Raw genomic sequence first — 17,841 nt, 5'->3', positions numbered from 1 at the left:
ATGTACTACCCATCTTTTACCCGCATCCTATCCCTGGCGCTCACCCTTGCCGCAAGTAACCTTTGCGCTCAGGAAGCTGATACTGTGGCCGAAACAAACGGTCCCAGCAATGAGCAGCGAGCCCCACAAAAATACCAAAGGGCTCAAGACCTCGCTTATGGCGCTACGCTTTACGAGTATTTTCAAGGGAATTACTTTGATGCCCTTAGCACACTGCTGGTTGCTCAGCAGCGGGATTCAATTCAAATTCACCGGGATAACGCCGCATTGATAGAGGGCGGGATCAGCCTCGGGTTTGGTTTACATAGACGAGCAGCTGAACTTTTTGAGCAGCAGAGTAATGTCGCGGCTGCACCAAAATATCGCCGCACTGCCTGGTTAAAGCTGGCCGAATTAAATTACCTGAACGGTGATTTTGCCAGCGCAGCAGCACACTTGGAAAAGTCAGGGGTTGCCGAGGAGTCCTCTCTACCTCTCAACTTAGCGCTGCGCAATAAAGACCTCACCACGGCTCAAAAATTACTGGAAACCAGTGATTTATACCCTGCAGAAAAGTTATTGGGACATATCAACTTAGGCGCTGCCTTTGCCAGGTCCGGCCAATTGCCTGCAGCAATTCACGAATATCAAGTCGCTGTTGATTTTGCAGAAACAATTGATATTCCTTCATCTGAAATCCCCATACTCATTGATAAAGCCCATATTGGTATGGGGTACGCCCTGGCACTTGCAGAGCAACACAGCGCAGCTAAAGAAGCCTTTTCCAGGGTTCGCCTCAACACACCCTGGGCAACTCGCGCACTCCTGGGAATGGCTTGGTCCTCTATCAATGGTGAGGACTACCAAGCGGGCATAGACGCACTGCAATTTTTACTGGATAAACACCGCTACAGTCCCGCCGCACGGGAAGCGATGGTAGCCCTGCCTTATGGTTACGAAAAACTGGAAAATCGCTCTGTAGCCCTCAGAGCATATCAAAGCGCTGAAGCTTATTACCTGGAAACGCTTACTGAGTTACACCAGTTACAACAAGACCTGGCGACGGAACCGCTGGCCTATGATCCTGTTCAGCGCGAGGCTTGGCGCTATGGCTGGTTACAACTAGCCCAGGCCTCTCCCCTATTGCGCGATAACCAACACTTTCTGCGGCCAATCCTACAAAGTGACCACTTCCAATTGCGGCTCACCGAGCTGCGCGATCTGCAGCAGCTCACCCAGGTCCTACAGACCTGGCAAGATAAACTACCCCAATTTGCCGACCTTATCGAAGAGCGTCACCTGCGCCGTACAACGATTATTGATAACTACAATAGCGCCCAGTTTGACCAGCAGTTGCAGATGGCAACACAGCAATATGATCATTTGAGGGCAGCTCTCGAGCATATTGAACAGGAGCGCGACGCACTCACTTTATTGGCGACCACCGCCACTCCAAATGAACAAAGTGAAACCCTCGAATTACTGGAAATTCTCACCGGCGCTCAAGAACGTCTTAAAAAAATCCAGCACAGCGGCAAGGCCAGCCAACAACAAGCGGAAACCCTGGCGAAAGCCCGGGGGATTTTGCTTTGGCAAGCCAGCGAACAGTATCACGAGAAGTTGTGGCAGCAGCGAAAATCCCTACAGCTGCTCGAAGAGCAGTTACGCAGGGGACGGGAACAACGCAAGAAAACAGATACCGAAGCACAGCGGGGGCCACAACTGCGCCAACTAGCCTATCGGGTGGTCACCGCCGGTGACGAAATTCCAGCTCAGCAAGCGGCGATTGGTCGAGCCAGCGAATTGATTGAAGCCGACCTACGCCGAGAGGTTATCGCCCAGCTGGGTAGGGAGCAGCAGCAAATTCACAATTATATGGCCCACACACGCCTGGCTATCGCACGTCTGCAAGACGCTGAAATGCAGGCGATCCCCGCAACCTCTCAGGCTGACAGTGACACGGATAATACCGGGGCCTCAGACAATGAATAACGCCCCGCATCCGGCAGCTGTGTTTACCCTGCGCTCCCTGGCTATTGGTATTTGCTGTGCCCTGACAGCTTGTGGCAATCAACCGGTACAAACGCTGGCTGACCTGCCCCGTGCCAACCCGCCCAGCTCCCAGGAAGAGGCACCACAAAGCCCGCCCGTGCAAACCGCTATCGCGTTGGAAAACCTGGTGCAAAGTTACCGCACAGCACTGGACAGCCACGCCGATCCCAAGGTTCGGCAACAAATCCATCTGCGCCTGGCTGACTTGGAAATGGAACGACTGGAGCAAAAACAGTCCGACAATCCGGATACCATTGTCGACTACTCCAGCGCGGTCGATTATTACCAAAGTCTCTCTGCACAGCGCCCAAAAGATGATTACATTCTCTATCGCTTAGCCCGCGCGCGGGCACTGGATGGGGAAATGCCCGCGGCCTTACAGGCATTGGAAAAGATAGCCGGTAGCGCACCGGACTCACCGTTTATCGGCGAAGTCTTATTCCGCCGTGGCGAGGCGGCATTCAACCGCAAAGACTACCCCAGTGCCGCCCGAGATTTCCGTTCATTGCTCAATCAGGGGCCGAGTCCATTTACGGATAATGCTCGCTATATGCTGGCTTGGTCAGAATTTAAATCGAGCAATTACCGCGCATCCACAGAAATTTTTCTCCAGTCGCTGGATATTTTGCACAGTGAGGAACAGGGGGAGGAACTCCCTGTTGGGCGGCAACGCCTGCGTGAAGACAGCCTGCGCGGGCTCGCATTAAACTTCAGCTACCTGGGAGGTGCTGAAGCCATTGAGTCTTTTAACCTCAATGGAGAGCCACGTCCCTATCAGCACCAGCTATACAGTGCACTCGGTACCTGGTATCGGGAAAAAGAGTTGTTCCGCAATAGTGCCGATACCTTTTTACAATTCGTCAATCACTACCCACAAACCCAGCAAGCCCCACAGCTTCATCTTCTCGCCGTTGAAACCTTGCAAGCGGGGAGACTACATAAGGAAGTTCTGCCCACGAAGCGGGACTTTGTGCGTCGCTATGGTGTGAACAGTGATTACTGGCAAGCAGCAGGTGAAACTCAACAACAGGAGTTGGCCAAAACCCTGCAACCATGGCTGTATGAATTGGCCCAGTTTGACCACGCCCGCGCTCAGGAATTGGCTCAGCAGGTCACAAAACTACCCGCGAATAAGGTGAAAGAACGTCGCCTTGTCAGCGCACAATCACTGGGTGCCTATCGCAGCGCCGCCGCGTTATATCAGGAATACGCGCAGACTTTTCCACAAGATCCACGCACGCCATCCATGGTTTTCCTGATGGCGGAGTGTCTTGAGCAGGCTGCAGATCACCCCGCCGCCTGGCGCGCTTACAGCCAGGTCGCCTGGGAATACCAAGATCCCAAGTATGCTGCCGAAGCCGGCTACGGAGCCATCCTCAGTGCAGCCAGAGTGCATGAACAAACTCCGGATCAAGAGTCGGAACAGAAAATCCTGTGGCTCGATCGCAATATCGAAGCGAGCCTGAAATTTGCACAGAGCTGGCCCCAAGACCCGAGAGCTCTGCCAGTACAGCTGGCCGCTGCCGATAAGTTGTTACAACAATCGCGCTTTACCGAAGCCATCGCCGCTGCCGAGCACGCCGATCAATGGCAACCGCCAGCCAATAGGCAACAGCAAATAAGTATTGCAATAATACTGGCCCACAGCCATTTTTCCCTGAAGCAATATCCCCAGGCAGAGGCTGCCTATACCCGCGCGCTCGGCTACCAGCCAGACGATAAGCTGTGCAAAGACGCATTGCGCCAATTGCAGTTATCCATCTATCGCCAGGCAGAAATCATTTTGGCCCAGCGCGAGAGTGAGGATGCCGCTCCCAGTGAGGAAGCCCTCAATCACCTGCTGCGTATCCGCGATAGCGGGCGCACAGAGGTTGCGGCCACCGCCCAATATGATGCGATTAATTTTCTTATTCAATTAGGGCAGTGGCAGCGCGCCAGCACAGAACTCGCTGATTTCCGCCAGTTTTATCCCGCGCACACCTTGACGCCGACACTGGCTGCCAAAGCCATCGTTATCTTTGAAGCTCTGGAAATGCCGGCGGCTGCCGCCACAGAATTACTGCAATTAGCCGCTACAGATCCGGATCGGGAAGTTCGCCGTCAATCCCTGTTTATGGCAGCAGAAAACCTGCAAAAAGCCGGTGAATACAACAGGGCTATTGAAAGCTATCGCAACTACAGCAAATTGTGGCCAGAACCCGCCGAGCAACGTCTGGAAGCGCAATTTCAGCTGGTCGAAATCTACGCTCAGACCAAAAAGCCCACTAAGCGGAATTACTGGCTACAACAACTTGCACAGAACCCGCTGCAGTCACCCCGCGGGCGTTACCTGGCCGCTTATTCTCAAAGTGAACTGGCGGAACAAAGTTATGCGAAATTTGCTGAACTGGCACTGCGCTTGCCGTTAAAGACCAGTCTCGCTAATAAAAAGCGGGCCATGCAAACCACCGTGGCGGATTACCGCAAAGTCCTGGAGTTTGGCATCGCAGAATTCACCCCTCAAGCAAACTATCGCCTCGCGGAAGTTTACCGACAGCTCAGCCGTGACCTGATGGACTCACAGCGCCCTAAAAGCCTGAACGAGCTGGAATTGGAACAATACGAAATTCTGCTGGAGGAACAGGCCTATCCCTTCGAGGAGAAGTCCATAGAACTTCACGAGGCCAATATCCAGCGCACAGTTGAGGGTATTTACGACGACTGGGTTAAACGCAGCTTCCATTCACTGGGAGAGCTGTTACCCGCACGCTACAAAAAAGAAGAAAAAACCCTGGAGTGGAGTGATGCACTGCACTGAATCGAGCACCCAGAAATTAACTTCAATCGCACGGTTATTCACTACTGCGCTATTGGTTTTTTTACTCTCCGCATGTAGCGGTCTGCAAAAGACAATATCGCCCGCAGATAGTGACACCGCGCAACAACTGACAGAAAACCCCTACTTGCGGGATGGTAAAAGAGTACCGCAACAGGCCCGTGCGGCAATGGAACTGGCTCGCCAGAATTTTCAGGCAAATGATTTACCTGCGTCTGAATCGCAACTGCTCCAAATTACTGAAAAGTGGCCGGAGCTCTCTGGAGCCTGGCTTAACCTGGCAATCGTGCAACAGTCCGGCGAGAAATACGAGGAATCCGAGCGCAGCTTTCGCCAGGCTATTGCTGTAAACGATAACAATGTATTTGCCTGGAATCGTCTTGCCGCCCTGATGCGTGACCGGGGGCGGTTCGAAGATGCAGAGCAATACTACAACGCCGCCATAGAGCGTTGGCCACACTATGCCGATGCACACCGCAACCTGGGAATCCTCTACGACCTTTACCTGCAACAACCCGAGCGTGCCCTTCAGCATTATATGGCAGCGCAAGATTCCGGTACTGAACAGGATAAATTGCTCAGTGCATGGATACTCGAGCTGGAGCGGAGACTTTAACAATGAAATTATTTTCTAGCCTCATACTGAGCCTGTCTATCTTTGCATACGGCGCAACAGCAGAGGAAATAACAACGCTGGAGTCCACCGTAATTGGCAGTCAGGAACAACCTAAGGTTTTATATATCATTCCCTGGAAGCAAGCCGACAGTTTACAAAGGCTCGACAGCGTTCTGCCGCAAACTTTCTCCTCTGTATTTGAACATCAGGAATATTCTGAATTTCGGCGGGAAATAAAGCTGTTACAAGCTGAACAGGAAAAAACCGATTAGGCTGGCCCAGCAAAATTAAAAATAATTTTTTGCAGCGTATGGAAGCGGCACTGCTGAATTTATACAGCGAAGACATGGACCGCCGCAGCAGGCTTCAACGTCCCGCGGCCCTCTTTATACACCAAGGGTGGGAACTCAATCGCTCTCCCTTTGCACTACAAATTTATAACTTTATCTGTGGAGAATTAAATCATGGAATTCACTCAAGCGATGCTGCGTTTTTTCCAAAATGGCGGACCCTTCATGTACCCAATTGCAGTGGTCCTGGTTATCGGACTGGCAATGGTAGTAGAGCGCTGGATATTTTTATCACGCGCGCGGAATGCCAATAAAAAGGCGTATCAACAAGTATTGCCCATGTTGCAAAAACGCAGCTATCAAAGTGTCTTGCAGCTGGCCCGAGACAACGATGCAGCAATGGGCCGTATCGCCGCAGCGGGCATCAACACTTTGCAATTTGCCAAGCGCGAGGAAAATATTGCCCTGGCTATTGAGGAAGGGATTCTCGAAGCTGTTCCCCGTCTGGAAAAACGCACCAGTTACTTGGCCACTCTCGCTAATATTGCCACTCTGCTGGGCCTACTCGGCACTATTATGGGTCTGATTGCTGCATTTACTGCAGTAGCCAGTGCCGACCCATCTGAAAAAGCGACCATGCTCTCCACCAGTATTTCCGTAGCGATGAACACTACAGCATTCGGTTTGATTTCTGCCATTCCCCTGCTGTTGTTTAACTCAATGCTACAAAATAAAACCAATGAGATTGTCGATAGTTTGCAAATGGCCGGGGTTAAATTCCTTAATCTGCTGACCATGGGACGCCCACAGAAAGCGGAACAACGCACCGCTAACAGCTAAGGGATACCGCCATGCTGAACATAAATATTCGCCGGCGTGGATATGAGGAAGCGGAACTCGATATCACCTCGTTTATGAGTTTGATGACCATTTTGGTTCCTGTGCTACTGCTAAATATGGTGTTTTCCCATATCTCCGTGCTCAAGCTGAACCTGCCGGGTATCAGCGATGGAAGTTCCAGCAGTGTGGAGGAAAATCACCAGCTCGAACTCGTTTTGCGCACGCAGTATGTCGATATCAATTATCCCGCTGGGCAGCGGGTTAAACGCATCCCACACGAAGAAAACTCACCGGATTTCGCCACGATATCTATCGTTTTACAGCAGATAAAACGGCAGTTGCGAGAAAAATCTATCGACAAAGATGATCTGGTGATCCTGTCAGAAAAGGGAACGCCTTACAAAACTCTGGTCGCCGCCATGGATACTGCACGCAGCTACCGGGCTGTAGTGGCCGCATCTGTTGTTGATGCAGAACTGTTCCCCCAGATATCTCTCGGCGATGCACCGGAGCAGACAAAATAGCGGGGCCAAACTATGAAGATAAATGCAGCCGCAAAACTGCAAGAGCGCAGGCAAAGGCAAAAAAAGCAGCAGTCAAAACTGAACCTGGTATCACTGATGGATATCTTCACCATCCTGGTATTTTTCCTTCTGGTGAACTCAACCAGTGATGTTCAGGTTCTGCAGACTGATAAAACCATAAAACTGCCCAAGTCCACCTCACAACAGAAACCCGAGGTGACTACTGTAGTGCGGGTCAACAATAAACAGCTGTTTGTCGGGGACCGATTTATCGCCAGCATCGATGACATCGATCCCAGCGCAGAGAATATTGAAGCCCTGGTAACAGAGCTTAAATACCGTGCTGAACGAGCGGGAGAGCTGAGCGAAGCCCAGAAAACTCTGGGCCGAGCAGTGACTATTTTAGGTGATGAACAAGTTCCCTATGAGTTGCTGAAGCAGATCATGCACACCTGCGCAGCCGCAGACTTCCGCGATATGTCTTTCGCCGTAGAACAAACAGCGCCGGAAGATCCCTCGGGGGTGGAATCCTGATATGAGTACAGCAACCATTAGTTACGCCCCCTGGCAACTACAGGAAACAGTGCTTCCCTGGTCCGCCTCAAGAGAGGAGGATCAGCGCTTTATCAAATTGCTGCGCGGTGGCCTGATAGCCCTGGCCATCAGTGGCGTTGCCGTTGCACTGGCGCCAGTACCCGAACTCACCCGGGAACAGGCCGAAAGGGTGCCACCACAGCTGGCCAAAGTGATTCTGGAAAAAAAGGAATTGCCAAAACCCAAGCCAAAGCCGAAACCCAAAGAGCAAAAGAAGCCCGAGGAAAAGAAAAAGCCCGAAGAGAAACCCAAAAAGAAAGCGGAAACACCCGACAAGCCCAAGCCTGTGGAGAAGCCGCGCAAGGTTGAAAATCCCCCGGTTGCCAAGGTACAGCAGGCCCGGGAGAAAGCGGCCAATAGCGGTCTGAATGCACTCGCCGATGATCTGCTGGATATGCGCGAGAGTTTTAATACATCGGATATTAGCCGGGGCCAGCTCAGCTCGGGGAATGCTACTGCCACTAAAATAGAACGCAGTATGATCGCGGATAAGTCAAAAGCCTCCAGTGGCGGCGTTGCCGCCGGTAGAGTAAGTCGGGATACCGGTGGTGTCTCACTGGCCGGACGTGAGAACACCCGAGTACAAAGTACCCAGGCAACGGGTTCAGCCAAAGAAGCGGTGGCCAAGGCCCGAGGGCAAAAATCCATACGTACCGACGATTCCATTCGCAGTGTTATGGAAGCCAATAAAGAGGCCATTATTGGAATCTATAATCGCGCGCTGCGCAGGGACCCAACTCTGCAGGGAAGACTCACCGTACAGTTGGTGATCGCACCGAATGGTGCTATCGCGTCGATCAAACTGGTAGAGAGCGAGCTCAATAACCCGGCACTTGAACGCAAGTTGCTGGCGAGAATCCGCATGATCAATTTTGGTTCTGCCAACGTTGAGAGTACTACCAAGAACTACTCAATCGACTTCCTGCCTTCTTAAGTTCCGATAGCTATCTTGTTTGTAGCGTGGCGACACAGGGACGTGCCGCCATTTGAAGGGCGTTAATAGGTGGGCAAGAAGCTGATCCACCCAATCAACTAAAGCAAATCCAGCGCATAGCGACGCAATGTTTGCATAGGAATAATTTCCAGCGCCTTCACATGTGTACTCTGTAAAAATACCCGGGGTGCCATATCCAATTTCTCCGCTTCAAGCCAGCGCGCGGCACAGAGACACCAACGATCCCCTTCCTTTAAACCGGGAAAATTAAACTCCTCTACCGGTGTGCTCAAATCATTGCCGCGACTGCGGGAAAACTCCAGGAACTTATCAGTCACGGCAACGCAGACGGTGTGAGAACCGAGATCCTCTTTACAGGTGTTACAGCAGCCATCGCGAAAGAAGCCTGTCTTCGGGTCCAGGCTACAAGGCACCAGTGGATCACCAAAGACGCTGACTGAATTTTCTATCTCCATTCCTGACTCTCTCCACTTCTATCACCAATTAGCTGAATGTCCACCAGCTGCCAGCGCAGACCATTGCGTTGCATCAACATGCGCAATTCAGGCCGACCATGCTCACCATATTCAACACTCAGATGATTGAGGTCGGTAAAATGCCAGCCCATGCGCTGCCAGGAATCTTCATTCTCTTCCGCTGCAGAAGTCTCATTCTCGGAAATATCCGGTGTTTCACCACCCTGTCGATAAATTTCCCGCTGAAATGCCTCCAGATCCTCTCCCCCACGAAGAAGGTCGGCAATGCCCTCAGGAGTAATAAACTGTTGTAAAAGTGGATCCATAAAGAAATTTGCACCAGCACTGAGTAATTCATCAAATTCCTGAGGAATAGAGTTACTTAGAGAATTCCTAAGTTGCTGCTGTAAGCGGATCTTTAAATTGTCACGTAAAACAGGAAAATCGACATAGCGCTCTAACGTGTCGATACTCTCAGCTCTAACCTGCGGCTGATCGGATTTAGCCATTTTCGCCGCACGCTGCAATTGCTCGATGGAATAAAACGGCAAGGCGACATACCCAGCGGTAATCAACACCAAAACCAGGCCGCTCATCCACAGTATTTTTTTCATCAATTCTATTCCTTAGTCACTCCCCGGGGATTTTATGCTGAGAAAGATGTATCACCTAATTTGCCAATGTATTGGCGTGGCATTGTTCGCCACTCCTGCCTATGAGATATTTCCCTCCCAAGACTCTGCACCCCATTAATAATCTAAATCTCAATAAGGACAGCTAACAGGATGAGTGACATCTATACGGCACCAAAAGCCGATTTGGCAAGTACGCGGGAAATGGAGGAATTCGGCTCTGTAGAGAAGGGGATTGCAGGGGACTATTCGTTTTCTCTCGGTGAAGCCCTCAGTGAAGGGTGGCAATTATCACTAAGCAATATGGGAACTATATGGCTTAGTTTTATTCTTTACGCACTGGGCGCATCCGCAATAATGCTCATCCTAGCGGCATTAATGTGGGGTTCTATATCATCGGCTGCTGGTTTATCAGGCATGCTATTCCTAGTCATCTTAGCGCCTATCGCCGTAATAGTGATCGTTGCCCCTCTTATGGCAGGTTCTATGATGGTAAGTATAAAGATTGCCAGAGGAGAAAAAACCAGCGCCACCGAGGTATTCTCCTATTTCGATAAAATCGTGCCCCTTGGCCTGGCAATGTTTTTATTATATTTCCTCGTTTCGATTGGCTTTTACCTGTTACTTATTCCCGGTATCTATCTTTCAGTCGCCTATATGATGGCCCTGCCGCTTATCGTAGATCACAACCTGGGTCCCTGGCAGGCTATGGAGGCTTCACGTAAAGCCATCACCAAAAACTGGTTCGCCTTTTTTGGCCTTTTGCTGGTAATGATGGTCATTTACGTTGCAGGCAGCCTTCTATTCCTCATAGGATTAATATTCGCCCTTCCCTGGATTTTTGCGACTTACGGCGTTGCTTACCGTCAGGTCTTCGGCGCCCCCACTCAAAACACATAATCGGTTCTACCAAACAGGAGCGGTGGCTTGCTGGATACCACCTATAACGTCGAAACACCCGAGGGGATTGATTTGCGCGCGCGGGCCGCTGGGCCCGTGCCACGTATCCTTGCGTATGCAGTGGATGTGTTTTATCGATCATTGATATTGGCTGCGATCGGCTTTGCGTTGCTATTTGCCGGCTTTGCCGGTGCGGGTATCTGGCTCGTCTGCGCCTTTCTTCTCGAGTGGTTTTACCCGGTGTTTTTTGAAGTTTTGCGGAACGGCCAGACACCGGGCAAAAAGGCCTTTGGCCTAATGGTGGCCAACGACAACCTTACGCCGGTATCCTGGGGAGCATCCATCGTTCGCAACCTGCTACGCTTTGCGGATTTTATGCCATTTGCCTACGCCACTGGCGTAATAAGCATGACACTGGGGCGTCACTTCCAGCGCCTTGGCGACCTGGCAGCAGCCACCCTGGTGGTCTATCGCGAAGAGGAAAAGGCACCTGTTGCCCTGCCGGATACCACCCCGCTCCCACCACCACAAAACCTTCGCCAGCAAGACCAACAGGCACTGGTTAGCCTTTTGGAGCGCCACCAGGATTTAAGCGAAGCGCGTCAGCAAGAGCTCGCCAATCTGCTCGAACCGATTACTCGGAAAAGGGACAGCGATGCCTTGAGCTACCTGCGCTCCGTGGGCAGTTGGCTACTCGGTGGCAGGGGATAGGCAGAGGTACCTATGAAGCAGAGAGACTTTGAGAATCGCTACCGCGACAGCTGGGAGCAATTAGAAGCCTGGCTGAAAGCGGATCGGAACAAGTCCGAAGTTGCGGCCCTGGACCTACCCGTCGCCTACCGCAACCTTTGCCAGCAGCTGGCAATGGCAAAGGAGCGGCAATATACCAACCGCCTGATAGACCACCTCAACCAGCTGGTTATGGCGGCACATCACCGTGTCTACCGCCAGGAAACCTTGCGCCGCAAGGGATGGTTGCACTATTTGTTGGCAGGTTTTCCCCAAGCCGTGCGCGCTAATAGCCGCGCAGTACTGCTGGCATCCGCTTTGTTTTTAATACCTGGCCTGATCCTGGGAGTCGGCACTTACAACAACGATGCCCTGGTGTACGCAGTAATGTCACCGGAACAGGTTATGGGTTTTGAATCCATGTATGATCCGGGCAACCGGGTACTGGGCCGCGAGCGCGGCTCTGATACCGACCTGTTCATGTTCGGTTTTTATATCAAAAACAATATTGGCATCGCCTTTCGCACCTTTGCCGGCGGTGTACTGTTTGGCCTGGGCTCAATTTTCTTCCTGGTGTTTAACGGCATCTATATTGGCGCAGCGTTTGGGCATATCACCCGGGTGGGCTTTGTCTCCACCTTCTACCCATTTGTGATTGGCCACGGCGCCTTTGAGTTGACCGCCATAGTACTGGCGGGAGCAGCGGGCCTGATATTGGGACGCTCTCTAGTGGATCCGGGCCAACACCGACGCACGGTCGCACTGCGCCTGGCCGCTGTCGAAGCAATGAAGATTATGTACGGCACTTTCCTGATGCTGGTGATTGCCGCTTTCCTTGAAGCCTTCTGGTCCTCCAGTGCCAGCACACCGATTGCGATCAAGCTCGGGGTAGGCGCCCTGTTTTGGGTACTGGTCTTTGCGTACTTTATCCTGGCGGGACGCAGGGAGGGCGCAACTCATGCAAATTAAGAATCTGGCAGTGCGAGCCCGCTTGCGCTCTCCCTGGGAGTCTGTCGATCTCGGTATCGCCCTGGCACGAAAATACTGGTGGCAACTTTTTATAGTCTACCTGTTGCCTGCAGCACCGCTATTTGCTTTGTGTTATTGGCTGTTTCCAGAGTCACCAACGCTCTCCATCTTATTTATTTGGTGGCTGAAACCCGTATTTGATCGGCTGCCCCTGTTTATGATCAGCCGCGCATTATTTGGCTCACCGGTATCCATTGGTGAGGCATTGAAGCATTTCTTTAGCCAGAATCGTCGCGACTGGTTTATGTGGCTTACCCTCCGTCGGCTGAGCCCCACACGCTCTTTCGATATGCCAGTCACCGTGCTGGAGCAATCCACAGGTAAGGCCCGTACCTCGCGCCTTGGGGTACTGCACCGCAAACACTCTGGGGCCGCCACCTGGCTAACACTAACGCTTTACCATATTGAGATATTTCTACTTGCCGCATTAAGTGTGATGGCATTTCTGTTTATCCCTGAACAGTATTCCGATGGGATCGATTGGATCCCTCTGCTCCAAGGGGATACTCAATGGCTGGAATGGATATATAACGGACTCTACCTGTTTGTTATGGCAGCAGTAGCCCCCTTCTATATCGTTAGCGGATTTTGCCTTTATATTGGCCGTCGTATTGAGTTGGAAGGCTGGGATATAGAAATCCAGTTTCGGGACCTGCTGGAACGCCAGCAGCGTGAACAGGAGTCCCACCGCAGAAGAAAACCAAGCACTGCTGCGCTAATCCTGATCTGCGGGCTCACCTTTGGCTCATTAATTCCAGCGCCCCCCGCCAGCGCCGCATCTTTGGAAACCCCGCAGCAGGCCCAAGAGCATATTGACGAAATCCTCGCTGGCGATGAATTTCATCAAATGAAAGAGATCAGTGGTTGGCGCAAAAAAGACAAATCTGAAACAGAAGCCGTCAAAGAAAAGTTCCCCGAGTGGTTAATTAACTTTATCGAATGGCTTTTTGAGAACTCTAAAGATACGCCTGAAGTTGACGATGAAGTTAAATGGGGCCCAACAATTGCGAAAATCCTGGAGCTGCTGCTTTGGATTGGCTTGGTATTCGGCCTGGGCTATCTGCTTTGGAGACATCACGATAAAATTCTTCAGAGCTTGAAATGGCAGCCTAAGCCAAAGCAGCCCGTCCCCGAAACCCTATTCGGCCTGGATGTACGCCAATCGAGTCTGCCCGATGACGTTTGCGCGGAGGTCATGCGCCTGTGGACAGAGGGAGACAAGCGAGCCAGTTTGGGACTATTGTACCGCGCCACCCTCTCTCACCTGATTGAAGACTTCGAGTTTTATTTTGGCGATCACCTTACCGAAAGTGAATGCGCACAGCTGGTACAAGTAAGGCAACAGGAGCCGAATGAAGTACAGCGCCCAGTAAGTCCCGCCCTGAGTCAATTTGTACAAGAGCTTACTGCAAACTGGCAGCAGCTTGCCTATGCCCACCGGCCGCCAAAAGAGGCTCAGGTAAGCTCACTTTGTAGCCAATGGCAGGAGGAATTTGGCAATGACCGCTAAGAGAATTCTGTTGGCAGCCCTGGTCATAAGTGGCGTGGCACTTGTATGGCTATTCCTCACTTTCTACGAGCGCTACTCCAAGGAGATCGACAGCGGCTGGAGCATGGAAGCCAGACGAAATCCCTACCTGGCAGCAGAAAGATACCTCACCGATATCCAACTGGCGCCGCATCAGGCAGATAATATATCTGTACTCCAAGGCCTTTCCTCCGATGCCACCCTGTTTATCAACAGCTCCAGCCAGGTCTATAACCCCACCAAGGCCCAAGAACTTCTAGAGTGGGTCGAGCGCGGTGGCCACGCCATCGTTGTAGCCTATACCGGCAACTTCGACAGCGACTCCGGGCGCAGTGAAAACCGCGATTGGCTACTTGAGTCCATGGACGTCTCTATCCAAGAGGGACACAGTAAGTTCGAACTGCAAGAAACCCTGGAGCAACTGCTCGGGGAGGATGCCGTACTCGAGCCTGAGCAGAGCCCCGCTGATGCCATGCGGGAGCACAATCGCAAACTGGACGAAGGCGAAACGGAAGATGAGCCGAAGGAACAAGAGGAACCTCGCAACCCCGATGTGTCAGAAGAGGATCTGGTAACCCTGCCTGTTGAGGGCGGCAGCGAAATACAGCTATACCTCGATGCCAGCCACCTGCTCTACCACCCTTCGTTTAATGACGAGACTATCACCGATGGACCTGTCTTCTGGGCAAAAGTACGACGCGGCGATGTCGGCGTACCGTTTATGCAGTTCGAGCGCGGCAATGGTGTGATTACCCTGATGACTGACAGCACCCTGTGGCAGTCCCAGCGTATTGGCCACTTCGATCACGCCTATTTCTTACAATTGCTGGCCGGCGAAGGAGAGTTTGTCTTTCTCACCCGCCCCCGCTTTGAAACCCTTTCTAAGGTTGCTCGTCAATACGCTGCAGAGTTTTTTCTCGCCGGCGCACTGGCCTTACTCGCTTGGCTATTACTACACGGGCGCCGCTTCGGCCCCTTGCAGCCGGAGCCAGAAGTGTCCCGCCGTTCTCTACTAGAACATATATCCGCCTGCGGCCATTACTACTGGCAGGACGACCAGGGGGAAACCCTGCTGCGCGGCCATCGGGAAGAACTTCTACGTCGTCTTGGCGCCACCCATATCAACGCCACTAAAAAACGCAAACTGTGCGACAAGCTCTGTGCCTCCACCGGTATGGATGAACGGCTAATAGTTGAAACCTTGTGGGGCAAGCCCCCAACAACCGAAGAAACATTTACTGAACACATGCGTAATCTGCAGCGAATTGAGGCAGTCCTATGAACGAGACCACCCTTCAACCAGAACAACAAACCACGGGCCCGTCACCTGACTGGCAGGCTGCGTCCGCCAAACTTCAGATACTGCGCAACAATATCAACCGGTTGCTGATTGGCCAGGAGCAGGTGGTTGACCAGGTACTCGTAGCTCTGCTGGCTTCTGGCCACGTACTGCTCGAAGGTGTACCCGGACTCGGCAAAACCCTTCTGGTGCGCACCCTGGCCAACTGCTTTGGCGGCAATTTCCGCCGCATCCAGTTTACCCCGGATTTGATGCCCGCCGACGTTACCGGCCACGCCATGTACAACATGGGAGAGAGCCGCTTTGAGGTGCGTCGCGGGCCGGTATTTACCAACCTGCTGCTGGCGGATGAAATCAACCGCGCCCCCGCCAAAACCCAGGCCGCCCTGCTGGAGGTGATGCAGGAGAAGCAGGTCACTATCGACGGCCAGGCACTGAAAGTACCCAGTCCATTTATGGTACTCGCCACTCAAAACCCCATCGAGCAGGAAGGTACCTACCCGCTGCCAGAGGCGGAACTGGACCGATTCCTGCTGAAAGTCCTCATCGATTACCCCAGCCTCGAAGCGGAACTGAAATTGGCCGCCGCCGCCAGCAGTGGCCGAATTGAGCGCAGCCTGCAGGAAAAGCTGGCCGGGGAAATTACTGTCGAGGGATTGCAACAACTTCAGGCCCTGGTGCCCCAGGTGGGATTGGACGAACAGGTATTGAATTACGCCGTGCGGCTGGTGCGCGCCACCCGCCAATCACCGCAGCTGCGCAGCCCCGCCGGCCCGCGCGCCAGTATCGGCCTGCTGCAGGCAGCCCGCGCCAATGCGCTGTTACAGGGACGGGAATTTGTACTGCCGGATGATATCAAGGCCATGGCCATCCCGGTAATGCGCCACCGTATCGGCCTATCTCCAGATATGGAAATTGACGGTGAAACTGCTGACACGGCGCTGGCAATGATTATCGACAGTGTTGAGGCGCCGCGACTGTGACACAGACTGTAGCTGCAACAGAGCAACAGGCAGCACCAGCGCAAAGCGGTCGCACCGGCCCGAGTCCGCGCCTGGTCAAACTGCTCGGCTACTGGTGCCTGGCGGCTCTGGCAATTACAGCAGCGCGAATTTGGTTTCCGCAAGCCAGCTCATTTATCGGCAACCTTTGGTGGGGAGCGAGTGCCCTGTTAATCAGCGCCACCCTGCTGGACTATCTCACCGGTTACCGTGTAACCGGTCTGCAGGGGCTGCGGCGATTGCCCGGCAACCTGGCCCTGGGCGTACGCAATACTGCGCGGCTAAAACTTCACAATACCGGCCCACGCCCACTATTACTCCAGGTTTCCGACTCAATCCCACAGCAACTGGGATCGACAGGGCTGCCGCGCTCCGCACAACTTAACCCGGACCAGGAAATCACCATCGAGTACGACCTGGTACCCCGTCGCCGCGGCAGCGCCTCTTTCGGACGAATCGAGGTACTGGCCAACTCTCCCTGGGGACTCTGGCAGACGAGGGTATGGTTGGGACAGGAGCAGACCGTCAAGGTCTACCCCAATTTTCTCGGTATCTCCTCACTGCAATCTCTCTCCACCGAACAGAGCCTGCGCCTGATGGGGTTGCACCAGCAGCAGCGTCGCGGTGAGGGCATGGACTTCCGCCAACTGCGGGAATACCGCCAGGGAGACAGCCAGCGACAGGTGGACTGGCGCGCGAGCTCGCGGCTGCGCAAACTGATCAGCCGTGAATACCAGGACGAACGCGACCAGGAAATTATTTATATGCTGGATTGCGGCCGCAGGATGCGTGCGAAAGACGGCGAGCTGAGCCACTTTGACCACGCACTCAATGGCTTGCTACTTTCAGCTTATGTCGCCATCAAACAGGGGGACGCGGTCGGCTTGCAGGCATTTGCTGCGGCACAGGAGAGCAGTGGTGGACAGCTGCCTCCAGTAAAAGGCGAAAGTGCAATCAACCTACTGCTGAATAATGTCTACGACCTCCACTCTGGCACTAGTAGCGCAGATTACACTAGCGCCGCACAACAGTTGATGGCCCACCACAAGCGACGTGCCCTGGTAATCCTGATTACCAACTTGCGCGATGAAGATAGTGACGAACTCCTAGCAGCAGTCAAATTGCTGTCGCGCAATCACCTGGTGATGATTGCCAGTCTGCGGGAGACTTCTGTGGACAAATTGCTGCAACAGCCGATTCAGAACTTTGATAGTGCAGTAAACAGCGCAGCAGCGAGGAACTTCCTGCGCCGCAGGGAGCAATTACTTCAGCATTTGCAGGCACACAATGTCATAGTGGTTGACTCGAGGCCGGAGCTTTTGCACCAGTCTCTGGTAGAGGCCTATTGGCGCCTAAAGCGCAGCGGCAGAATCTGAATCGTCAAATTCACCGAGTGAGTGGGGACTCTCCGAGCCCCCACTATTTAAACCTTCTCTATAACCTTCCCACTACCCGCAATAATCCAGGGCTGTCCGGGAACTCTCCCCAATCCCGGGAATCTCTTATTGAGCGCGCTACCTCCTGGAACCTTTAGCTTCCAGCAAAGTTAGATTTATTTTTAGAATGCGCGGAAGAAAAGAAATTAAATTCCAACAAAACCTG

17 protein-coding genes are annotated in these 17,841 nt (G+C 52.8%); 15 read left to right on the top strand and 2 right to left on the bottom strand.

The genetic code is table 11. The features are described 5' to 3' along the window. The 8 genes from ACJJIS_RS00315 (at position 1) to ACJJIS_RS00280 (ending at position 8,644) form a co-directional block, all read left to right on the top strand. The gene (locus ACJJIS_RS00315) at positions 1-1,971 is read left to right on the top strand and encodes an ATP-binding protein (RefSeq protein ID WP_475709187.1); all 1,971 of its coding nucleotides are present in this window, start codon (positions 1-3) and stop codon (positions 1,969-1,971) included. Beyond that, complete coding sequence (locus ACJJIS_RS00310; RefSeq protein WP_475709186.1) at positions 1,964-4,828, top strand: tetratricopeptide repeat protein; 2,865 nt, start codon at positions 1,964-1,966, stop codon at positions 4,826-4,828. The genes ACJJIS_RS00315 and ACJJIS_RS00310 overlap by 8 nt, the downstream gene beginning before the upstream one ends. Further along, a complete protein-coding gene (locus ACJJIS_RS00305; protein ID WP_444934418.1) occupies positions 4,815-5,462 on the top strand; it encodes a tetratricopeptide repeat protein in 648 nt (215 codons plus the stop codon). Before ACJJIS_RS00310 ends, ACJJIS_RS00305 begins: the two co-directional genes overlap by 14 nt. A gap of 2 nt (positions 5,463-5,464) precedes the next feature. Further along, positions 5,465-5,734, top strand: a complete 270-nt coding sequence (locus tag ACJJIS_RS00300; protein ID WP_413663684.1) for a hypothetical protein — start codon at positions 5,465-5,467, stop codon at positions 5,732-5,734. Positions 5,735-5,926: 192 nt separating this feature from the next. Next, positions 5,927-6,592, top strand: a complete 666-nt coding sequence (locus ACJJIS_RS00295) for a MotA/TolQ/ExbB proton channel family protein (protein ID WP_108734861.1) — start codon at positions 5,927-5,929, stop codon at positions 6,590-6,592. An 11-nt stretch (positions 6,593-6,603) separates the two neighbouring features. Beyond that, the gene (locus ACJJIS_RS00290) at positions 6,604-7,116 is read left to right on the top strand and encodes a biopolymer transporter ExbD (RefSeq protein ID WP_413663685.1); all 513 of its coding nucleotides are present in this window, start codon (positions 6,604-6,606) and stop codon (positions 7,114-7,116) included. Positions 7,117-7,128: 12 nt separating this feature from the next. Further along, entirely contained in the window at positions 7,129-7,650 is a 522-nt protein-coding gene (locus ACJJIS_RS00285) for an ExbD/TolR family protein (RefSeq protein WP_413663686.1), read from the top strand. A gap of 1 nt (position 7,651) precedes the next feature. Continuing rightward, positions 7,652-8,644: an AgmX/PglI C-terminal domain-containing protein gene (locus ACJJIS_RS00280; protein WP_475709185.1), complete on the top strand. Its 993-nt coding sequence runs from the start codon at positions 7,652-7,654 to the stop codon at positions 8,642-8,644. Positions 8,645-8,742: 98 nt separating this feature from the next. On the opposite strand, the gene ACJJIS_RS00275 is transcribed toward ACJJIS_RS00280, so the two are convergent. Then, the gene (locus ACJJIS_RS00275) at positions 8,743-9,120 is read right to left on the bottom strand and encodes a DUF2237 family protein (protein WP_475709184.1); all 378 of its coding nucleotides are present in this window, start codon (positions 9,118-9,120) and stop codon (positions 8,743-8,745) included. After that, on the bottom strand, positions 9,111-9,734 hold the full coding sequence (locus ACJJIS_RS00270) for a DUF2939 domain-containing protein (protein WP_413663689.1): 624 nt from the start codon (positions 9,732-9,734) through the stop codon (positions 9,111-9,113). Before ACJJIS_RS00270 ends, ACJJIS_RS00275 begins: the two co-directional genes overlap by 10 nt. Positions 9,735-9,905: 171 nt before the next feature. Between ACJJIS_RS00270 and ACJJIS_RS00265 the strand changes: the two genes are divergently transcribed. From ACJJIS_RS00265 to ACJJIS_RS00235, 7 genes are read left to right on the top strand one after another with little or no spacing between them, the layout of a single operon-like run. Beyond that, positions 9,906-10,652 carry a DUF2189 domain-containing protein gene (locus ACJJIS_RS00265; protein ID WP_413663690.1) on the top strand — a complete coding sequence of 249 codons (747 nt, stop codon included), beginning with the start codon at positions 9,906-9,908 and terminating at the stop codon, positions 10,650-10,652. A 27-nt stretch (positions 10,653-10,679) separates the two neighbouring features. Continuing rightward, a complete protein-coding gene (locus ACJJIS_RS00260) occupies positions 10,680-11,363 on the top strand; it encodes an RDD family protein (protein ID WP_475709183.1) in 684 nt (227 codons plus the stop codon). Positions 11,364-11,375: 12 nt separating this feature from the next. Then, entirely contained in the window at positions 11,376-12,350 is a 975-nt protein-coding gene (locus tag ACJJIS_RS00255) for a stage II sporulation protein M (RefSeq protein WP_413663692.1), read from the top strand. Then, positions 12,340-13,920: a DUF4129 domain-containing protein gene (locus ACJJIS_RS00250; RefSeq protein WP_475709182.1), complete on the top strand. Its 1,581-nt coding sequence runs from the start codon at positions 12,340-12,342 to the stop codon at positions 13,918-13,920. Before ACJJIS_RS00255 ends, ACJJIS_RS00250 begins: the two co-directional genes overlap by 11 nt. Beyond that, positions 13,910-15,220: a DUF4350 domain-containing protein gene (locus ACJJIS_RS00245; protein ID WP_444915253.1), complete on the top strand. Its 1,311-nt coding sequence runs from the start codon at positions 13,910-13,912 to the stop codon at positions 15,218-15,220. The genes ACJJIS_RS00250 and ACJJIS_RS00245 overlap by 11 nt, the downstream gene beginning before the upstream one ends. After that, on the top strand, positions 15,217-16,221 hold the full coding sequence (locus tag ACJJIS_RS00240) for an AAA family ATPase (protein WP_444895787.1): 1,005 nt from the start codon (positions 15,217-15,219) through the stop codon (positions 16,219-16,221). The genes ACJJIS_RS00245 and ACJJIS_RS00240 overlap by 4 nt, the downstream gene beginning before the upstream one ends. Next, entirely contained in the window at positions 16,218-17,615 is a 1,398-nt protein-coding gene (locus ACJJIS_RS00235; RefSeq protein ID WP_475709181.1) for a DUF58 domain-containing protein, read from the top strand. Before ACJJIS_RS00240 ends, ACJJIS_RS00235 begins: the two co-directional genes overlap by 4 nt. Positions 17,616-17,841: the final 226 nt, after the last annotated feature.

It is taken from the genome of Microbulbifer maximicatervae (SeqCode) (assembly GCF_056231245.1).
Note: the sequence above shows the minus strand (reverse complement) of the source record. Positions and strands in the feature narration are given on the sequence as shown.

Coding starts and splice junctions, on each gene's coding strand:
- ACJJIS_RS00315 (WP_475709187.1), top strand. CDS start 1: ATGTACTACCCATCTTTTACCCGCATCCTATCCCTGGCGCTCACCCTT.
- ACJJIS_RS00310 (WP_475709186.1), top strand. CDS start 1,964: ATGAATAACGCCCCGCATCCGGCAGCTGTGTTTACCCTGCGCTCCCTG.
- ACJJIS_RS00305 (WP_444934418.1), top strand. CDS start 4,815: ATGCACTGCACTGAATCGAGCACCCAGAAATTAACTTCAATCGCACGG.
- ACJJIS_RS00300 (WP_413663684.1), top strand. CDS start 5,465: ATGAAATTATTTTCTAGCCTCATACTGAGCCTGTCTATCTTTGCATAC.
- ACJJIS_RS00295 (WP_108734861.1), top strand. CDS start 5,927: ATGGAATTCACTCAAGCGATGCTGCGTTTTTTCCAAAATGGCGGACCC.
- ACJJIS_RS00290 (WP_413663685.1), top strand. CDS start 6,604: ATGCTGAACATAAATATTCGCCGGCGTGGATATGAGGAAGCGGAACTC.
- ACJJIS_RS00285 (WP_413663686.1), top strand. CDS start 7,129: ATGAAGATAAATGCAGCCGCAAAACTGCAAGAGCGCAGGCAAAGGCAA.
- ACJJIS_RS00280 (WP_475709185.1), top strand. CDS start 7,652: ATGAGTACAGCAACCATTAGTTACGCCCCCTGGCAACTACAGGAAACA.
- ACJJIS_RS00275 (WP_475709184.1), bottom strand. CDS start 9,120: ATGGAGATAGAAAATTCAGTCAGCGTCTTTGGTGATCCACTGGTGCCT.
- ACJJIS_RS00270 (WP_413663689.1), bottom strand. CDS start 9,734: ATGAAAAAAATACTGTGGATGAGCGGCCTGGTTTTGGTGTTGATTACC.
- ACJJIS_RS00265 (WP_413663690.1), top strand. CDS start 9,906: ATGAGTGACATCTATACGGCACCAAAAGCCGATTTGGCAAGTACGCGG.
- ACJJIS_RS00255 (WP_413663692.1), top strand. CDS start 11,376: ATGAAGCAGAGAGACTTTGAGAATCGCTACCGCGACAGCTGGGAGCAA.
- ACJJIS_RS00250 (WP_475709182.1), top strand. CDS start 12,340: ATGCAAATTAAGAATCTGGCAGTGCGAGCCCGCTTGCGCTCTCCCTGG.
- ACJJIS_RS00245 (WP_444915253.1), top strand. CDS start 13,910: ATGACCGCTAAGAGAATTCTGTTGGCAGCCCTGGTCATAAGTGGCGTG.
- ACJJIS_RS00240 (WP_444895787.1), top strand. CDS start 15,217: ATGAACGAGACCACCCTTCAACCAGAACAACAAACCACGGGCCCGTCA.